General features: G+C 63.6%; 25 protein-coding genes and 1 tRNA gene. 19 read left to right on the top strand and 7 right to left on the bottom strand.

The genetic code is table 11. From position 1 onward, the window contains the following. Together LK539_RS23840 and rpsJ are read left to right on the top strand one after the other, a co-directional pair. The coding region (locus LK539_RS23840) for an EF-Tu/IF-2/RF-3 family GTPase (protein ID WP_267877697.1) at positions 1-566 on the top strand (566 nt) is incomplete at its 5' end. 191 nt (positions 567-757) lie between these two features. Next, complete coding sequence (gene rpsJ, locus LK539_RS23845) at positions 758-1,075, top strand: 30S ribosomal protein S10 (RefSeq protein WP_036209000.1); 318 nt, start codon at positions 758-760, stop codon at positions 1,073-1,075. Between the two features lie 88 nt (positions 1,076-1,163). On the opposite strand, the gene LK539_RS23850 is transcribed toward rpsJ, so the two are convergent. Continuing rightward, a complete protein-coding gene (locus LK539_RS23850; protein ID WP_227803564.1) occupies positions 1,164-1,352 on the bottom strand; it encodes a hypothetical protein in 189 nt (62 codons plus the stop codon). An 83-nt stretch (positions 1,353-1,435) separates the two neighbouring features. Between LK539_RS23850 and LK539_RS23855 the strand changes: the two genes are divergently transcribed. Further along, entirely contained in the window at positions 1,436-2,395 is a 960-nt protein-coding gene (locus tag LK539_RS23855; RefSeq protein ID WP_227803565.1) for a hypothetical protein, read from the top strand. A gap of 11 nt (positions 2,396-2,406) precedes the next feature. Here the strand turns inward: LK539_RS23855 and LK539_RS23860 are convergent, their stop codons facing one another. From LK539_RS23860 to LK539_RS23885, 6 genes are all read right to left on the bottom strand, one after another. Then, on the bottom strand, positions 2,407-3,303 hold the full coding sequence (locus LK539_RS23860) for an HpcH/HpaI aldolase/citrate lyase family protein (RefSeq protein ID WP_227803566.1): 897 nt from the start codon (positions 3,301-3,303) through the stop codon (positions 2,407-2,409). Next, positions 3,296-4,375 (bottom strand): cysteine protease StiP domain-containing protein, encoded by a 1,080-nt coding sequence (locus tag LK539_RS23865; RefSeq protein WP_227803567.1) that lies wholly within the window; start codon positions 4,373-4,375, stop codon positions 3,296-3,298. Before LK539_RS23865 ends, LK539_RS23860 begins: the two co-directional genes overlap by 8 nt. Beyond that, the gene (locus tag LK539_RS23870) at positions 4,372-5,124 is read right to left on the bottom strand and encodes a hypothetical protein (protein ID WP_227803568.1); all 753 of its coding nucleotides are present in this window, start codon (positions 5,122-5,124) and stop codon (positions 4,372-4,374) included. The genes LK539_RS23865 and LK539_RS23870 overlap by 4 nt, the downstream gene beginning before the upstream one ends. Beyond that, entirely contained in the window at positions 5,102-6,286 is a 1,185-nt protein-coding gene (locus LK539_RS23875; protein ID WP_227803569.1) for a phosphoribosyltransferase domain-containing protein, read from the bottom strand. Before LK539_RS23875 ends, LK539_RS23870 begins: the two co-directional genes overlap by 23 nt. Then, positions 6,283-7,302 carry an ATP-grasp domain-containing protein gene (locus tag LK539_RS23880; protein WP_227803570.1) on the bottom strand — a complete coding sequence of 340 codons (1,020 nt, stop codon included), beginning with the start codon at positions 7,300-7,302 and terminating at the stop codon, positions 6,283-6,285. Before LK539_RS23880 ends, LK539_RS23875 begins: the two co-directional genes overlap by 4 nt. A 75-nt stretch (positions 7,303-7,377) precedes the next feature. Then, the gene (locus tag LK539_RS23885; RefSeq protein ID WP_227803571.1) at positions 7,378-7,953 is read right to left on the bottom strand and encodes a TerD family protein; all 576 of its coding nucleotides are present in this window, start codon (positions 7,951-7,953) and stop codon (positions 7,378-7,380) included. A 144-nt stretch (positions 7,954-8,097) separates the two neighbouring features. Here LK539_RS23885 and LK539_RS23890 point away from each other — a divergent pair, with 144 nt between their 5' ends. The 16 genes from LK539_RS23890 (at position 8,098) to rpsN (ending at position 16,080) form a co-directional block, all read left to right on the top strand. Next, positions 8,098-9,177, top strand: coding sequence for a LacI family DNA-binding transcriptional regulator (locus LK539_RS23890; protein ID WP_227803572.1), 1,080 nt, complete (start codon positions 8,098-8,100; stop codon positions 9,175-9,177). Between the two features lie 11 nt (positions 9,178-9,188). After that, positions 9,189-9,265 (top strand) — tRNA-Val (locus tag LK539_RS23895). A 269-nt stretch (positions 9,266-9,534) separates the two neighbouring features. Next, on the top strand, positions 9,535-10,191 hold the full coding sequence (gene rplC, locus LK539_RS23900; protein WP_159698345.1) for a 50S ribosomal protein L3: 657 nt from the start codon (positions 9,535-9,537) through the stop codon (positions 10,189-10,191). Positions 10,192-10,193: 2 nt separating this feature from the next. Beyond that, on the top strand, positions 10,194-10,814 hold the full coding sequence (gene rplD / locus LK539_RS23905; protein WP_227803573.1) for a 50S ribosomal protein L4: 621 nt from the start codon (positions 10,194-10,196) through the stop codon (positions 10,812-10,814). Further along, positions 10,811-11,128, top strand: a complete 318-nt coding sequence (gene rplW / locus LK539_RS23910) for a 50S ribosomal protein L23 (protein WP_027867259.1) — start codon at positions 10,811-10,813, stop codon at positions 11,126-11,128. The genes rplD and rplW overlap by 4 nt, the downstream gene beginning before the upstream one ends. After that, a complete protein-coding gene (gene rplB / locus LK539_RS23915; RefSeq protein ID WP_224946779.1) occupies positions 11,128-11,955 on the top strand; it encodes a 50S ribosomal protein L2 in 828 nt (275 codons plus the stop codon). The genes rplW and rplB overlap by 1 nt, the downstream gene beginning before the upstream one ends. A 10-nt stretch (positions 11,956-11,965) precedes the next feature. Further along, positions 11,966-12,241, top strand: a complete 276-nt coding sequence (gene rpsS, locus LK539_RS23920) for a 30S ribosomal protein S19 (RefSeq protein ID WP_227803574.1) — start codon at positions 11,966-11,968, stop codon at positions 12,239-12,241. Then, positions 12,238-12,570, top strand: coding sequence for a 50S ribosomal protein L22 (gene rplV, locus LK539_RS23925; RefSeq protein WP_171085678.1), 333 nt, complete (start codon positions 12,238-12,240; stop codon positions 12,568-12,570). Before rpsS ends, rplV begins: the two co-directional genes overlap by 4 nt. Positions 12,571-12,581: 11 nt before the next feature. Then, the gene (gene rpsC, locus LK539_RS23930) at positions 12,582-13,412 is read left to right on the top strand and encodes a 30S ribosomal protein S3 (protein ID WP_227803575.1); all 831 of its coding nucleotides are present in this window, start codon (positions 12,582-12,584) and stop codon (positions 13,410-13,412) included. Between the two features lie 2 nt (positions 13,413-13,414). Further along, complete coding sequence (gene rplP / locus LK539_RS23935) at positions 13,415-13,834, top strand: 50S ribosomal protein L16 (RefSeq protein WP_005663456.1); 420 nt, start codon at positions 13,415-13,417, stop codon at positions 13,832-13,834. Between the two features lie 12 nt (positions 13,835-13,846). Then, positions 13,847-14,038, top strand: coding sequence for a 50S ribosomal protein L29 (rpmC, locus tag LK539_RS23940; protein WP_056337591.1), 192 nt, complete (start codon positions 13,847-13,849; stop codon positions 14,036-14,038). Beyond that, entirely contained in the window at positions 14,035-14,307 is a 273-nt protein-coding gene (gene rpsQ / locus LK539_RS23945) for a 30S ribosomal protein S17 (RefSeq protein ID WP_036246286.1), read from the top strand. The genes rpmC and rpsQ overlap by 4 nt, the downstream gene beginning before the upstream one ends. A 225-nt stretch (positions 14,308-14,532) precedes the next feature. Then, positions 14,533-14,901 (top strand): 50S ribosomal protein L14, encoded by a 369-nt coding sequence (rplN, locus tag LK539_RS23950; RefSeq protein ID WP_005663451.1) that lies wholly within the window; start codon positions 14,533-14,535, stop codon positions 14,899-14,901. A 9-nt stretch (positions 14,902-14,910) separates the two neighbouring features. Continuing rightward, positions 14,911-15,225, top strand: a complete 315-nt coding sequence (gene rplX / locus LK539_RS23955) for a 50S ribosomal protein L24 (RefSeq protein WP_027867252.1) — start codon at positions 14,911-14,913, stop codon at positions 15,223-15,225. A 5-nt stretch (positions 15,226-15,230) separates the two neighbouring features. Beyond that, positions 15,231-15,770, top strand: coding sequence for a 50S ribosomal protein L5 (gene rplE / locus LK539_RS23960; protein WP_224946781.1), 540 nt, complete (start codon positions 15,231-15,233; stop codon positions 15,768-15,770). Positions 15,771-15,774: 4 nt separating this feature from the next. Continuing rightward, positions 15,775-16,080 carry a 30S ribosomal protein S14 gene (gene rpsN / locus LK539_RS23965; RefSeq protein WP_159698324.1) on the top strand — a complete coding sequence of 102 codons (306 nt, stop codon included), beginning with the start codon at positions 15,775-15,777 and terminating at the stop codon, positions 16,078-16,080. Positions 16,081-16,082: the final 2 nt, after the last annotated feature.

Genomic DNA, 16,082 nt, shown 5'->3' on the forward strand with positions numbered 1-16,082 from the left:
TTGACGGCGCCTTCCTGATGCCGGTGGAAGACGTGTTCTCGATCTCGGGCCGCGGTACCGTGGTGACCGGTCGTGTCGAGCGCGGCATCATCAAGGTCGGCGAAGAAATCGAAATCGTCGGTATCGTCGACACCGTCAAGACCACCTGCACCGGCGTGGAAATGTTCCGCAAGCTGCTGGACCAGGGCCAAGCTGGCGACAACGTCGGCCTGCTGCTGCGCGGTACCAAGCGTGAAGACGTCCAGCGTGGCCAGGTTCTGGCCAAGCCGGGCTCGATCAAGCCGCACACCGACTTCACCGGCGAAGTGTACGTCCTGTCGAAAGACGAAGGCGGCCGTCACACCCCGTTCTTCAACAACTACCGTCCACAGTTCTACTTCCGTACGACTGACGTGACCGGTTCGATCGTGCTGCCGGCCGACAAAGAAATGGTCATGCCAGGCGACAACGTGTCGATCACCGTCAAGCTGATCGCTCCGATCGCGATGGAAGAAGGTCTGCGCTTCGCAATCCGCGAAGGCGGCCGTACCGTCGGCGCCGGCGTCGTGGCAAAGATCATCGCCTAATTTCGGTTAGCGAGATCGGAAGGGCGCTCATCAAGAGCGTCTCTTCCAACCAACGATGGGGACAGGCTTTTTTGGCCTGTCCCCATCTTTATGAGAGGGAACGATGTTATACTCCCGCCTCTTGAGTAGTGCCGTAACACCTTTCACACATTGCCGGCTACGTGCCGGAACGTTCTTTTAAAGGAAATAGCATGTCCGCTCCGAACCAGAAAATCCGCATCCGCCTGAAAGCCTTCGACTACAAGCTGATCGACCAGTCCGCTCTGGAAATCGTCGACACCGCCAAGCGCACCGGCGCTGTGGTCAAGGGCCCGGTCCCGCTGCCGACCCGCATCCAGCGTTTCGACATCCTGCGTTCGCCGCACGTCAACAAGACCTCGCGCGACCAGTTCGAAATCCGCACCCACCAGCGCCTGATGGACATCGTTGATCCGACCGACAAGACCGTTGACGCACTGATGAAGCTGGACCTGCCGGCTGGCGTCGACGTCGAAATCAAGCTGCAGTAATCGCTTCCATCGCCGGCGGATTCTTCCGCTGCGATAGCAAGGGCCGGGTAGTCCGCAGGGACTCCCGGCCCTTGTCACATCTGAGGCTTCAGTTCATCAGCGCGTAGACGCCAGGGCCCAGCAGGCTGCCGGCAACCGCGCCGGCGCCGAGCAGCATCACCAGCACCGCCCAGCGGCCGATCCAGCCGACCAGGGTCGGATGGCCCGTGAAATGGGAGCGCAGGCTGGCGGCGCTCAGGCGCGTGGCATCATCTGGAAGAGGATCGACGTTCGACATGGGGCCTCCGTGCAAAAGCCCATTGTCGAGCGCGCATTTCTGTCGCACTTTGTGCTGGCGCAAACCATTCCCGCAAGCGCTTTATGCCCAAGAAATTGCCCGGGCAAGCGCGCCGTGTTGTAATCGACAGCGATCACCACGACGCCACCCGACGCATGCCTGCCGCTCCGAGTCTTCATACCGCCGCCTTCCATCTGCGCCGTACTTCCTGGACCGCACTCGCGGGCTACGCCGTCCTTGCTTTCTTCGTGCTGGGCCTCGCAAAGCGCGCGGCGCCGGACGCACTGGCGCCTGCACTACACAAGCTGGCATTGGTACTGCCGCTGCTTCTGCTGGCGGCGAAAGACCTGTCGCACTGGCCCGACGCTCTGGGGCGCCTGCGGGCGGCGCAGGGCTGGGGCAGCCGCGTCACCGCCTTGCTTCCCCCGGAACTGGTCGGCATGGTGCGTCTCGACCGCCTGATGCGCACCGGCTTCCTGCAATGGCTGCGCCGCAGCCCGCCCGCTGCCCGGCCCGAGGGCCTCGCGCTGACCTACCTGCAGCGCGGCGCCTACGGCAGCGCCATCGGCATCGCCATGGTCTCGCTCTTCCTTGAAATGCCGATCGATATCCTGCTCGTCAACCTGATGATCGACGATCCCGACACGCGGCTGGTCGTCCACGTGGTCGCCGCCGTGGGAGTCCTCACGTCCTTCATCTGGGTGCTGGGCGACCGCTGGCACGTGGCCGACGGCGCGCACGTGCTGGCGGATGATGTACTGCACCTGCGCGTCGGCGTGCGCACCCAGGGCAGCATCCCGCTCGCGGCCATCGAACGCATCGAGGGGGTGAAGGAGGCACCGGAGCGCTGGCGCCGCCGTCACGGCATCCACAGCGCCGACACCCTGCTGGTGACGCCTTTCGACAAGCCGAACTGCGCGCTGGTCCTGAAACCGGACGCCGACGTCACGCTGCTGCACTGGCAGGTGCGCCGCCGCGCGCCGCGCTACGTGCTGCTGTACGTGGACCGCCCGGAACTCCTGAGCCGCCGCGTCGCCGGCTGAGCGGCAGCCCCTTAGCCCGGCTCCCCCTCCATCGAACGCGGGCCGAAGCGGTCCGACTGCGCGACCAGGCGCTCGGCCCAGGCGCGGTGCGTCGCCACCTCACACATCGCATCGTCCATCCGGAATACGGCCGGGCTGGCGTCGTCGAGAATGGCGCGAGCCACCGCCAGGTCTTGCGGACGCACCTTGTAGTGCTGTTCGATCGGCGCGATCTGGCTCGGATGGATCGCGGTCTTGCCGACCATTCCGTAGGCCAGGTCTTCCAGCACCTCCTGGTCGAGCAGCTCGGGCAGGTCAAGATACTCGAACACCGGCGCGGTGAGGGCAAAGCCCCAGGGCCGGAAGGTGGTCACCAGGCGCGCGATGACGGGACCCAGCGGGGTGCGGTAGATCGTCATGCCGCGCGGCCGGCGCAGGCCGAGCAGGGCCAGCAAATCGTTGCCGCCGATGCGCAGGCACAGGATCCGGTGGCGCACGCCGGGCGCATCGAACACCGCGCGCAGCTGCTGCATCTCGCTGTCGCTGAACACCTCGGCCGTCTCCAGCGTCGGCATCAGGACGTGGTCGGTATCGCGCACCAGGCGGAAATAGCTGTCGAAATTGTGGCGCGTTACCTTGGGCAGCACGAAGCCGCTGAGCTTTTCGCTGCCCGCCATGGCCAGTACCCGTTCCAGTACCTCGGGATTCCTCACCCGGACGAAGCGCTCCGCCGCGATGTCGGCGCGCATATTGGCCAGCACCACCGACAGGTTGAACAGCGACCAGCTCAGCTCCCGGTCGGCGATGGCGTCTTCCAGGCAGAAGATGAGCGAGCGCGCCTGCGGCAGCTTGTCGCCGTTGGCGATTTTCGCCAGGTCCTTGTGGTTGGCCGGCACGTAGAGCGACGCGCCAAGGGACTTGTTAGCCATCGGATGCACTCCTGATCAGCGAGACTGCGTGGTAGGGCAGGTCCGGGTCGATCGCGATCGGGACCTGTTTTTCTTCGGCCAGCACCTCCAGGTGCCGGGTAGCCGGGGTGCCGGCCTGGCGCAGCACCAGCAGGCGCGGCACGCGGCGCAGCAGCACGCGGGTCGCCTCGCCGATGCCGGGCTTGATGAGGTTGACGTCTTCGATGCCGTAACGCGCCGTGGCAGCCCCAAGGTAGGTGCGCGAGCGTTCGGCGGCCGCTCTTGCGTCGAGCGGCGCACCGGAGGGCAGTTCGCCTGCCGGCGCCAGCGCCACCAGCGCATCGACGAAGCCCTGCGACTGGTCGTGCGGCGCGAAGGCGTCGTAGACCACGCAGCCATGGAAGTCGTCCGGGCCGATGCGCTCGTCCAGCACGGTGCGGCTCACCAGGCCTGACACGGTGGCGTTCAGGATGCTCGACGGGATCAGGTAATCGTCGCCGGACGCTGCACAGGCGGCCACGCCGGCCAGGTCCGACAGCACGTACAGGCCGTTGTCGATGCCGGTCCCCTGCGCCGCGTTGAAGGCGGACACCGACAGCGCCAGCTCGCGCGCGATCACGCCCTTGCCGGTCCAGCCATCCACGAACACGATCGAGGAGGGCGCGTGTCCCTGGGCCAGGATGTGGCGCAGGGCCGCCCAGTCGATGCCGCGGTCGCGCACGATCGAGACCGAGTAATGCACGGCCTCGCGCTGGAGGCGCTCGCGCAGCAGGCGCGTCACGACCACGCCTACCGGCGTGCCGGCGCGCGCCAGCGACACGACCGTGATGGCGCCCGAGCGCCGCGCCGCGACCATGCCGGCCAGGCGCAGGCAGTCAGCCGCCATGCGGGCATTGTTGGCGCGGCAGGCATCCTCGAACACGGCCATGTAGCGCGCCGACGGGAGCGCCTCGGGCGACAGCATCTGGCTGTAGTGGCGCTGGCCCGACTGGATCAGGCGCTCCTTCTCGGGCACGCTGGTGAATTCCTGCGCCGGCAAACGCTTGAGCAGGAAAGTCACTTCGCCGCTGCGGTAGCTGCCCGAGAAGCTCACAGCGCCTCCACCGTGAGGCGCGCCAGCTGGGTGGCGCGCGGGACGATGGCGTAGTCGCAGGCGGCCATGAAGCGCGCGTCCGAGCGGCTGTCGCCCATGCCGAAGGTGACGATGTCGCCGTGTTCGGCCGCCAGCAGCGCGGTGACGTGGGCCACCGCATTGGCCTTGTCGAGTGCCTTCGGCAGGATTGCCAGGTTGTTGCCGTTGCGGTGGACGACATAGTCCTTGTCGCCGTCGGCGATCCAGGGCCGCACCACTTCCGTCTCGATCGGGGCCAGGCGTTCGTGGCGCTTGTCCGGGTCTTTCACGACCAGGAAGAAGGGCGTGGCGAAATCCTCGATCATGCGCGCACGGCCGCCGTAGCCGGTGGCCGCGCCGTAGGCGTCGAGGTGGCGCGCAAGCTCCTGCAGGCCGGGCAGGGCGGCGTGCATGGCGCTGCGCATGCCGTCCAGCCAGGCGCGGTCCGGCTCTCCGTTCGGGGTCAGCACGACGCCGCCGTAGTTGATGATGGCGTAGCTCGCGAAGGGCAGCTGCACGCGGCGCAGGCCGTCCTGGTCGCGCGCGGTGGTCGGGATCACCGTCATCCCGTCCTGCACGAAGCTGAGGAACGCGCGCTGGGCCCGCGTGGTGTACGAGCAGATGCTGCCATCCTTGTAATACGCGGCCGGCTCGAGCCCGTCGCGCGCCGCGCACTTCTCGAAGGTCTGGAACAGCGTGTCGTCCAGGTCAGCGAACAGGAACTTCTTCAATGTGGTCCTCGGACTGGAAGTGGAGCAGGCGCGCGTCCAGCTGCCCGGCGAGCTCGCGCAGGGCCGCGTTGGCCGTGGTTTCATGGCAGACCAGCACGTGGTCGTACTGGCCGGGCGCGATGTTGTAGATGAAGTTGGCGATGCCTTCGCCATAGTTGTCGGGGAAGTCCAGCACGTGGCCGACCGCGCCCCAGTGCAGGATCGGCGAGCGGGTGGTCGACTGCACCCGCACGTCGAGGCCCAGGCGCTCCAGCTCTGCACCCAGCAGCATGGCCGCGTGCATGAATTCGCCGGTGCCGAGCACCGCGACCTTCGCACCTGGCGCGAACGCGCGCGCCAGGCGGGCGGCCAGCGCGGCTGGGGCGGGCAGGGCGGCGCACAGCCCCAGGCGGCCGAAACGCGCGCTGGCGCCACGGTCCGCGTCCGGATCAAAGCGTTGGGCCGGGCTGCTCGGGGCCACGTAGTCGCCAGGGGTGAAGCGGTATTCGCCGCTGACCAGCGCGCCCATGGTCACCGGCAGCCCAAAACGCGCAGACAGCCCGGCGGTCGCCTGCGCTCCCATGAAGTTGGTGATGGTCGCCAAGTGCACGCGTTCGATGCCCGGGTTGAGGCGGCGGCAGGCATCGGTCAGGTTGAGGAAGGTGTTGCCGGTGCTGGCCTCGTCGTCCACCAGCACCAGCGTGCGCGCCGCCAGCAGCAGGGCATGCAGTGAGGGGTCTTGCGGCAGGTGCAGAAACTGGCGTGGCGCGTGGCTGTGCGCTTCCTCGAATTCGATCAGCGGCCCGGATCCGACGCGGTAGCGCGTGGTGTGGATGAACAGCGCCTCGCGGCCGGGATTGGCGCCCAGCCAGGCTTCGAACACGCCCTGGCCCAGGCCGATCGCGGTTTCCGCCATGGCGATGAAGACCACCGGTCCGTCGGGCGAGGGAACGGTCGCAGCGAGGCGCTCGTGGATCCCGATCATGGTCGAAGGCCGCACCGGCCAGTGCTTGCCCAGCACCTTGCTCAGGAACAGGAAGCCGCGCTTGGCATTGGCGCGTGCGGCAAAGCCGAGCAGGTCGTCCGCTTCCTCGGCACCCTCGCTAAGCGTGAGCTCGAGCGTCCCGGTCGGCAGCGCCACGCTGCGGCGCGCCAGCAGATCCAGGTCGGATGTGGCGTTCATGCCAGCTCCACGGCTTCGGACACCTCGGCCACGCGCATGCCGTTGCGCACAGGCGCGACTTCGACCGTGTCGAAGCCGTCGGCAAAACCCTTCAGCGCAATCCACGGCAGGTTCGGACCGGCCGCGCAGGCCATTGCGATGCCACCCGACATGCGCGGATTGATTTCCAGCAGGCGCGGCTTGCCGGCCGCTTCGCGGAACTGCACATTGAACACGCCGTTCAGGCCATGGTCGGCGGCCAGTTTCGTGGTCGCCTCGACGATCTCGGGCCGCATGTCGATCAGCTGGCCGCTGCCGGCCTGGGGCAGCTTGCGTCGCGCCACGGCGGCCACCAGGCGGCCGCGGTCGCCCACGCAATCGACGCTGTATTCGTGGCCCTCCAGGTATTCCATCAGGAGCATGGTGCGGAATTCGCCAAGTTCGGCCAGGCCGCGGCGCAGGTCCTGGTAGCCGATGTGGTACTCGACGCCGGCCAGCAGCAGGGCGGCGCTGCTGCGCTCCTCGTCGACCACGGCAAAGCCGATGCCGTAGATGCCGCGCGAAGGCTTGATGCACAGCTTCGCGTGGCGCGGGCGCAGTTCGGCCCAGGCGGCGTCGAACTCCTCGATGTTGCCAAAGCGCCGGAACTCGGCCACCGGGGCCTGCGGCAAAGCCGTCTCGGCATAGAAGCCGGCCTTGTCGTGGATGAGCTGCAGCTTCGAAGGCGAGGCCGCGCTCAGCACGCGCGTGCCGACCGCCTCGAAGCGCGCATGCTGGCCCGCCAGCACGGTGGCTTCACGGCCGGGCACGAAGATATCGATGGCGTGTTCGCGGCAGAAGCCGACGCACCAGTCGACGTAGGCGGCTGCTTCAAGTCCGGTCGGCTCGCCGTGAAACTCGTGGGCCAGGCGCGCCGCCGGGGTATGGCGGTTGGCGTTGCTGTGGATGATGGTGAAACGCTGGCTGCTGTCGGCCTCGCGGATCAGCCCGATGGCGGTGTAGACGGACGAAAACGTCCTGTTGAACCAGACACGCATGCATTCTTCCCAGGCAGAGGACTGGCGCGCCCGGTGGCAGGCGCGCCGGATGGCGCTTTTATGAAGCGCGCTTGTTTATACGTTGACGCCGAACGAACGCGCGAGCGGACCGAGGCCGCCCTTGAAGCCCTGGCCGACGGCGCGGAACTTCCATTCGCCGCTGTGACGGTACAGTTCGCCGAAGATCATGGCTGTCTCGGTCGAGCTGTCCTCGGACAGGTCGTAGCGCGCGATCTCGGCCTCGCCGCTGGCGTTCAGGCAGCGGATGTAGGCCTTGCCGACCTGGCCGAAGTTCTGGCCGCGCGCGTCGGCTTCGTGGATGGTGACGCAGAAGGAGATCTTCTCGATGTCGGCCGGCACGCGCGACAGGTCGACCGCGATCTTTTCGTCGTCGCCGGCGCCCATGCCGGTGGTGTTGTCGCCGGCGTGCACCACCGAGCCGTCGCTGGACTTGAGGTTGTTGTAGAAGATGAAGTCGGTGTCGGCGCGGACCTTGGTGTCGGCCTTGAGCAGGAAAGCGCTGCCGTCGAGGTCGAACGCGGCGCCGTCGGTGGCGCGCGGGTCCCAGCCCAGCCCGATGATCACCTTGGTCAGACCCGGGGCTTCCTTGCTCAGGTTGACGTTGCCGCCTTTCTGCAGACTGATTGCCATACGAACTCCTTTCCTGGGGTGGGTGTCAGCGTTAATTATCCGATTGTACACGCTTCATTTCACATTCCCTCTCTCGTGCGATGTCCATACAGCATTGCCCGCTTCGTAACATTCCGGTCATAATTGCGGACTGAAGGAGGCTGAATGGCAACAATGAAGCAGGTGGCGGAACGGGCCGGCGTATCGACCTCGACCGTCTCGCACGTGATCAACGCGACACGGGCGGTGAGCGAAGACGTGCGGGTGCGGGTGCTGGCGACCATCGACGAGATGGGCTATATCCCGAACGCGATGGCGCGCAGCCTCAAGAACGACAAGAGCCATACCATCGGCGTCTCCATTCCCGACAACACCGATCCCTGCCTGGCCGAACTGCTGCGCGGCATCGAGGATGCGGCCTTCGAGGTCGGCTATACCATCATGCTGTGCAACGGCTACCAGGATGCGCGCCGCCAGGCGGCCCACCTGCGCAGCCTGATCGAGAAGCGCATCGACGGCCTGATCCTGGTGGCGGGCGCCGGCCGCGACGAACTGGCGCCGCTGCTGGCAAGCCAGCGCGTACCGATCGTGCTGGCCGACCACGAGGTGCCGTCGGTGGAGGCGGACTTTATCGGCCTCGACCACGAGGCGACCGGCCATGCCGCCGCGCGCCACCTGATCGAACTGGGACACCGCCGCATCGCCTGCGTCGCCGGCCCGCGCGCCGAGCCGCACAGCCAGGAGCGCATCGCCGGCCTGCGCCGCGCGCTGGACGAGGCGGGCATCGGCCTGGCGCCGCATTACCTGGTGCATGGCGCACCGGATTGCGCAGGCGGGCACGACGCCGTGCGCGGCCTGCTGGCCCTTGGCGTGCCGCCGACCGCGATCTTCGCCTGCAACGACCTGATGGCGCTGGGCGGCCTGTGCGCTGCCAGGGAAGCGGGCGTCGCCGTACCGCAGGACCTGTCGGTGCTCGGCGGAGACGACCTGGGGATGGCGGCCTACGCCACTCCGCGCCTGAGTTCGGTGGCGCAGCCGACCTATGAAATGGGACGCCGCCTGACCGCGCTCCTGATCGCGCGCGTGCGCGGCGAGGGCGGTGCGCGCAGGTACGAACGCCTGGCGGGCCGGCTGGTGGCGCGGCAGTCGACGGCCCCCGCGCCGGCGCTGCCGATTCCTGCCGAACACGACATTGCACGATTGCACAACACAGCTATTGCAAAATCCACAGACCCGCACGTATAATGCGGCTCCCCGGGCGGTTAGTTCAGCTGGTTAGAATACTTGGTCGACATCCAAGGGGTCGCAGGTTCGAATCCTGCACCGCCCACCAGACTTCCAGATCGCAAGCTCCCTAAGCTTGCAGAGAAAAGATGCAGCGGTGCAGCTTTTCTGTGCCGACCAGCCAGGTCGGATTCCTCGCTCTCTCCATGACACTGCGGAAAACGCAACAGGCCGGTTTCAACCCCGATTTATCCTGTTGCGCCGTCGCCGTTTGCGCGCTATACTAGCCGGCTTCGGTATGGGCACGTCTTTTTTAGCCCATGCTTTTTTAGTAGTACTAATTAGCCCCGCCCAATCGTAGGTGGGAATGGAGAAAAAATGAGCCTGGGCCTCCTCGGTCGCAAGGTTGGCATGATGCGTATCTTCACGGATGACGGCGATTCGATCCCTGTCACCGTGCTGGACGTGTCCAACAACCGTGTTGCGCAAGTCAAAACCCCTGAAACTGACGGCTACACTGCTGTGCAAGTCGTCTTCGGCCAGCGTCGCGCTTCCCGCGTGAACAAGGCTGCTGCTGGTCACTACGCCAAAGCTGGCGTGGAAGCTGGCACGATGCTGCGCGAATTCATCATCGATTCCGCAAAAGCCGCTGAACTCAAAGCCGGCGACACCATCAATGCTTCGATGTTCGAAGTGGGCCAGAAGATCGACGTGCAAGGCACCTCGATCGGTAAGGGCTACGCCGGTACCATCAAGCGTCACAACTTCGCCTCGGGTCGTCAGACCCACGGTAACTCGCGTTCGCACAATGTTCCTGGCTCCATCGGTATGGCGCAGGATCCGGGCCGCGTGTTCCCAGGCAAGCGCATGACCGGTCACATGGGCGACGTTACCGTCACCACCCAGAACCTGGAAATCGCCCGCATCGACGCTGACCGTCAACTGCTGCTCGTGAAAGGTGCCGTTCCTGGCGCCAAGAACGGCCAGGTGATCGTCAAGCCGGCTGTCAAAACCAAAGCCAAGAAAGGAGCCTAAGTATGGAACTCCAGCTCCTGAATGAGCAAGGTCAAGCTGGCGCCGGCGTTGCAGCTGCCGACACCGTGTTCGGCCGCGAATACAACGAAGCCCTGATCCACCAGGTCGTGGTCGCCTATGCCGCCAACGCGCGCAGCGGTAACCGCAAGCAGAAAGACCGTGAAGAAGTCAGCCACACCACCAAGAAGCCATGGCGCCAGAAAGGCACCGGCCGCGCTCGTGCTGGTATGTCGTCGTCGCCTCTGTGGCGCGGCGGTGGTCGTATCTTCCCGAACACCCCGGACGAGAACTTCTCGCACAAGGTCAACAAGAAGATGTTCCGCGCAGGTATCTGCTCGATCTTCTCGCAGCTGGCCCGCGAAGGCCGTCTGAACGTTGTCGAAAACCTGTCGATCGAAGCTCCGAAGACCAAGCTGCTGTCGCAAAAGCTGCAGGGCATGGGCCTGGAATCGGTCCTGGTGATCACCGACACCATCGATGAAAACCTGGAACTGGCGTCGCGTAACCTGCCGCACGTGCTCGTCGTCGAGCCGAAAGCAGCTGACCCGATGTCGCTGGTGTTCTACAAGAAAGTCCTGGTCACCAAAGCTGCTCTGGCCAAGATCGAGGAGATGTACGCATGAGCACCGCTATCAAATTCAGCGAAGAGCGCCTGATGAAGGTGCTGCTGGCTCCGGTGATTTCCGAAAAGGCGACCTTCGTCGCTGAAAAGAACGAACAGATCGTGTTCAAGGTTCTGCCGGATGCAACCAAGCCGGAAATCAAGGCTGCCGTCGAACTGCTGTTCAAGGTCGAAGTGGAATCGGTGCAAACCGTCAACCGCGAAGGCAAGGTCAAGCGTTCGGGCCGTTTCACCGGTCGCCGCAACCACACCAAGCGCGCTTTCGTGGCCCTCAAGCCGGGTCAGGAAATCAATTTTGTCGAGGAGGCTAAATAATGGCACTCGTTAAGATGAAGCCAACCTCCCCAGGCCGTCGCGGCATGGTGAAAGTTGTGACCGAAGGCCTGTACAAAGGCCGTCCGCTCGCAGCCCTGGTTGAGAAGAAATCGAAGACTGCTGGCCGTAACAACAACGGTCACATCACCACCCGCCACATCGGCGGTGGCCACAAGCAGCACTATCGTCTGGTCGACTTCAAGCGCCAGAAGGATGGTATCCCTGCCAAGGTCGAGCGTATCGAATACGACCCGAACCGTACCGCGCACATCGCACTGCTGTGCTACGCGGACGGCGCCCGTGCGTACATCATCGCTCCGAAGGGCGTCGCTGTCGGCGATACCCTGATGAACGGTTCGGAAGCACCGATCAAGGCCGGTAACTGCCTGCCGATCCGCAACATCCCGGTTGGTACCGTGATGCACTGCGTCGAAATGCTGCCTGGCAAAGGCGCACAGATGGCCCGCACCGCCGGCGCCGCTGTCGTCCTGATGGCCCGCGAAGGCACCTACGCCCAGGTTCGCCTGCGCTCGGGTGAAGTCCGTCGCGTGCACATCGAGTGCCGTGCAACCGTGGGTGAAGTCGGCAATGCCGAACACAGCCTGCGCAAGATCGGTAAAGCCGGTGCGATGCGTTGGCGCGGTGTGCGTCCGACCGTCCGCGGTGTCGTCATGAACCCGATCGACCACCCGCACGGTGGTGGTGAAGGCCGTACGGCAGCAGGTCGCCATCCGGTGTCGCCATGGGGCCAGCAGACCAAGGGCAAGAAGACGCGTTCGAACAAGCGCACTTCGTCGATGATCGTCTCGCGCCGCGGCAAGAAATAAGGGATAAAACATGACTCGTTCATTGAAAAAAGGGCCGTTCATTGACGCCCACCTGGTGAAAAAAGTCGAAGCCGCGCAAGCGAGCAAAGACAAGAAGCCAGTCAAAACCTGGTCGCGCCGCTCGACGATCTCTCCTGACTTCATCGGTCTGACCATCGCCGTGCACAACGGCAAGGTCCACGTGCCGGTGTATGTGTCGGAGAACATGGTCGGCCACAAGCTCGGCGAATTCGCGCTGACCCGTACGTTCAAGGGCCACGCTGCTGACAAGAAGGCGAAACGATAATGGAAACTAAAGCAATCCTCAAAGGCGTTCGCCTGTCGGAACAGAAGGGTCGCCTCGTTGCTGACCTGATCCGCGGCAAGAAAGTTGACGCAGCACTCAACATTCTGCAGTTCAGCCCGAAGAAGGGCGCGACCATCATCAAGAAGGTTCTCGAGTCGGCAATCGCCAACGCGGAACACAACGATGGCGCCGATATCGACGAGCTGAAGGTCGTGCAGATCTACGTTGAAAAGGGCCCGATCCTGAAGCGCTTCACCGCACGTGCGAAGGGCCGCGGCGATCGTATTTCGAAACAATCCTGTCACATCTACGTGACTGTCGGTAACTAAGGGGTCACACGATGGGTCAGAAAATCCACCCAACCGGCTTCCGCCTGGCGGTCACCCGTAACTGGGCGTCGCGCTGGTACGCTGGCAACGGCAACTTCGCCGACATGCTGAAGGAAGACCTGGAAGCACGCGCTTTCCTGAAGAAGAAGCTGAAGAACGCTTCGGTCGGCCGCATCGTCATCGAGCGTCCTGCCAAGAACGCACGCTTCACGATCTACTCGTCGCGTCCGGGCGTCGTGATCGGCAAGAAAGGCGAAGACATCGAAGTCCTGAAGACTTCGCTGGCGAAGATCATGGGCGTGCCTGTGCACGTCAATATCGAAGAGATCCGCAAGCCGGAAATCGATTCGCAGCTGATCGCCGACTCGATCTCGCAGCAGCTCGAAAAGCGCATCATGTTCCGTCGCGCCATGAAGCGCGCGATGCAGAACGCCATGCGCCTGGGCGCTGTCGGCATCAAGATCATGTCGTCGGGCCGCCTGAACGGCATCGAAATCGCACGTACCGAATGGTACCGCGAAGGCCGTGTGCCTCTGCACACCCTGCGCGCCGATATCGACTACGGCACCAGCGAAGCATCGACCACCTACGGCATCATCGGCGTCAAGGTCTGGGTCTACAAGGGTGACCGTTCGGTCACCGGCGAAGCCCCAGTCATCGACACCCCGCCGGATGAGAAGAAGCCACGCGGCCCGCGTCGCGACGACGGCAAGCCGTCGCGCGGCCCACGCCCGGCCGGCGCCGGCCGTCCTGGCAATGCAGCACCTACCGTCCGTGCACGTCCGGCTGTGAAGCCTGCCGCATCGGCCGCCGCTGCGCCAGCTGAGAAAGCAGGAGAATAAGCATGCTGCAACCATCGCGCAGGAAGTATCGTAAAGAGCAGAAAGGCCGTAACACCGGCATTTCGCACACCCGCGGCACCGCGGTCTCGTTCGGCGAGTTCGGCCTGAAGGCAGTTGCCCGCGGCCGTATCACCGCACGCCAGATCGAAGCGGCGCGTCGCGCCATGACCCGTCACATCAAGCGTGGCGGCCGTATCTGGATCCGTATCTTCCCGGACAAGCCGATTTCGAACAAGCCGGCCGAAGTCCGTATGGGTAACGGTAAGGGTAACCCGGAGTACTACGTCGCTGAAATCCAGCCAGGCAAAGTCCTGTATGAGATGGACGGCGTCGCAGAAGAACTGGCGCGCGAAGCGTTCCGCCTGGCCGCTGCCAAACTGCCGCTGGCGACCACCTTCGTGGTCCGTCAAGTCGGCCAATAACAGGAGTTGAATATGAAAGCATCGGAACTCCGCGGCAAGGACCAGGAAGCGCTGCAAAAGGAGCTGAGTGAGCTGCTGAAGGCCCAGTTCGGCCTGCGCATGCAAATCGCTACCCAGCAGCTGGGCAACACCGCGCAGCTCAAGAAGGTACGTCGCGACATCGCGCGTGTGAAGACTGTGATGAACTCGAAGGAAGCCAAATGAACGACACCACTAAAACGGCGCTGAAGCGTACGCTGGTCGGCAAGGTCGTGTCCGACAAGATGGACAAGACGGTGACCGTCCTGATCGAGCGTCACGTGAAGCACCCGCTGTACGGCAAGATCATCGTGCGTTCGAACAAGTATCACGCGCACGACGAAACCAACCAGGTCAAGGCCGGCGACACGGTCGAGATCACGGAAGGTCGCCCGATCTCGAAGACGAAGGCATGGACCGTGACCCGTGTTGTGCAGCAAGCACAGGTCATCTAAAGCCTAAAAATTTGTCTTGCGTGGCCCGCTGGTATCTGTGATACTAGCGGGCTTCGTTCATGTGTTGCCGCAGTTTGCCTCCGCGGTTCTGCGGCCTGTAACGAATGGAAAGTCCATCACCCAAACATGGGGCTCCAGCAGGTGCGTCATGGCGGGACCAAGACTGACCGCAGGCCCACGGTTTCCGTGGGGTTTTCTACGGCTTAAGTTGGGAAAGAAAATATCATGATTCAAACCGAAAGCCGGCTCGAAGTGGCCGACAACACCGGTGCCAAGGAAGTTCTGTGCATCAAAGTGTTGGGCGGCTCGAAGCGCCGTTATGCGAGCATTGGCGACATCATCAAGGTCACCGTCAAGGTGGCTGCGCCGCGTGGTCGCGTCAAGAAGGGCGAAATTTACAACGCCGTGGTTGTGCGTACCGCTAAAGGTGTGCGCCGCCAGGACGGTTCCCTGGTCAAGTTCGACGGCAATGCCGCTGTCCTTCTGAACGCCAAGCTGGAGCCGATCGGCACCCGTATCTTCGGACCGGTCACGCGCGAACTGCGTACCGAGAAGTTCATGAAGATCGTGTCGCTGGCACCTGAAGTTCTGTAAGGAGTCGACATGGATAAGATTCGTAAAAACGACGAAGTCATCGTCTTGGCCGGTAAGGACAAGGGCAAGCGTGGCGTCGTTCAGAAGCGTGTAGACGCTGAGCACGTCATCGTTGAAGGCGTCAACGTCGCTAAGAAAGCGACCAAGCCAAACCCGATGACCGGTGTTACTGGTGGTATCGTCGACAAGACTATGCCGATTCACGTGTCGAACGTCGCGCTGTTCAACGCTGCGACCGGCAAGGCAGATCGCGTTGGCTTCAAAGACCAGGACGGCAAGAAAGTCCGCGTCTTCAAGTCGAACGGCGAAGTAGTGAAGGGGTAAGATAAATGGCCCGTCTCCAACAAATTTACAAAGACAAAGTCGTCGCCGAGCTGACCGAGAAATTCGGTTACAAGTCGATCATGGAAGTCCCGCGCCTGACCAAGATCACCCTGAACATGGGTCTGTCGGAAGCAGTCGCTGACAAGAAGATCATCGAGCACGCTACTGGCGACCTGACCAAGATCGCCGGCCAGAAGCCGGTCGTCACCAAGGCGCGCAAGGCAATCGCAGGTTTCAAGATCCGCGAAGGCTACCCGATCGGTACCATGGTTACCCTGCGTGGCAACCGCATGTACGAATTCCTGGACCGCTTCATCACCGTGGCCCTGCCGCGCGTGCGTGACTTCCGCGGTGTGAATGGCAAATCGTTCGACGGTCGTGGCAACTACAACATCGGTGTCAAGGAACAGATCATCTTCCCTGAAATCGACTACGACAAGATCGATGCGCTGCGTGGCATGAACATCTCGATCACCACCACCGCTAAGACCGACGAAGAAGCCAAAGCGCTGCTCGCCGCCTTCAAATTCCCGTTCAGGAACTAAGAGCATGGCAAAACTTGCACTGATTAACCGCGAACAGAAGCGTGCAGACCTGGTGGAGAAATTCGCCGCAAAGCGTGCCGCTCTGAAAGCGATCATCAACGACCAGTCGAAGTCGGAAGAAGAGCGTTACGAAGCGCGCCTGAAACTCCAGGCACTGCCGCGTAACTCGGCCCCGACCCGCCAGCGTAACCGCTGCGCCATGACCGGCCGCCCACGTGGCACTTTCCGTAAATTCGGTCTGGCCCGTACCAAAGTCCGTGAATTCGCCATGAAAGGCGAAATCCCGGGTATGACCAAAGCCAGCTGGTAATA

Source organism: Massilia sp. IC2-476 (assembly GCF_020707295.1).
In the GTDB taxonomy this organism is placed as follows: Bacteria; Pseudomonadota; Gammaproteobacteria; order Burkholderiales; family Burkholderiaceae_D; genus Telluria.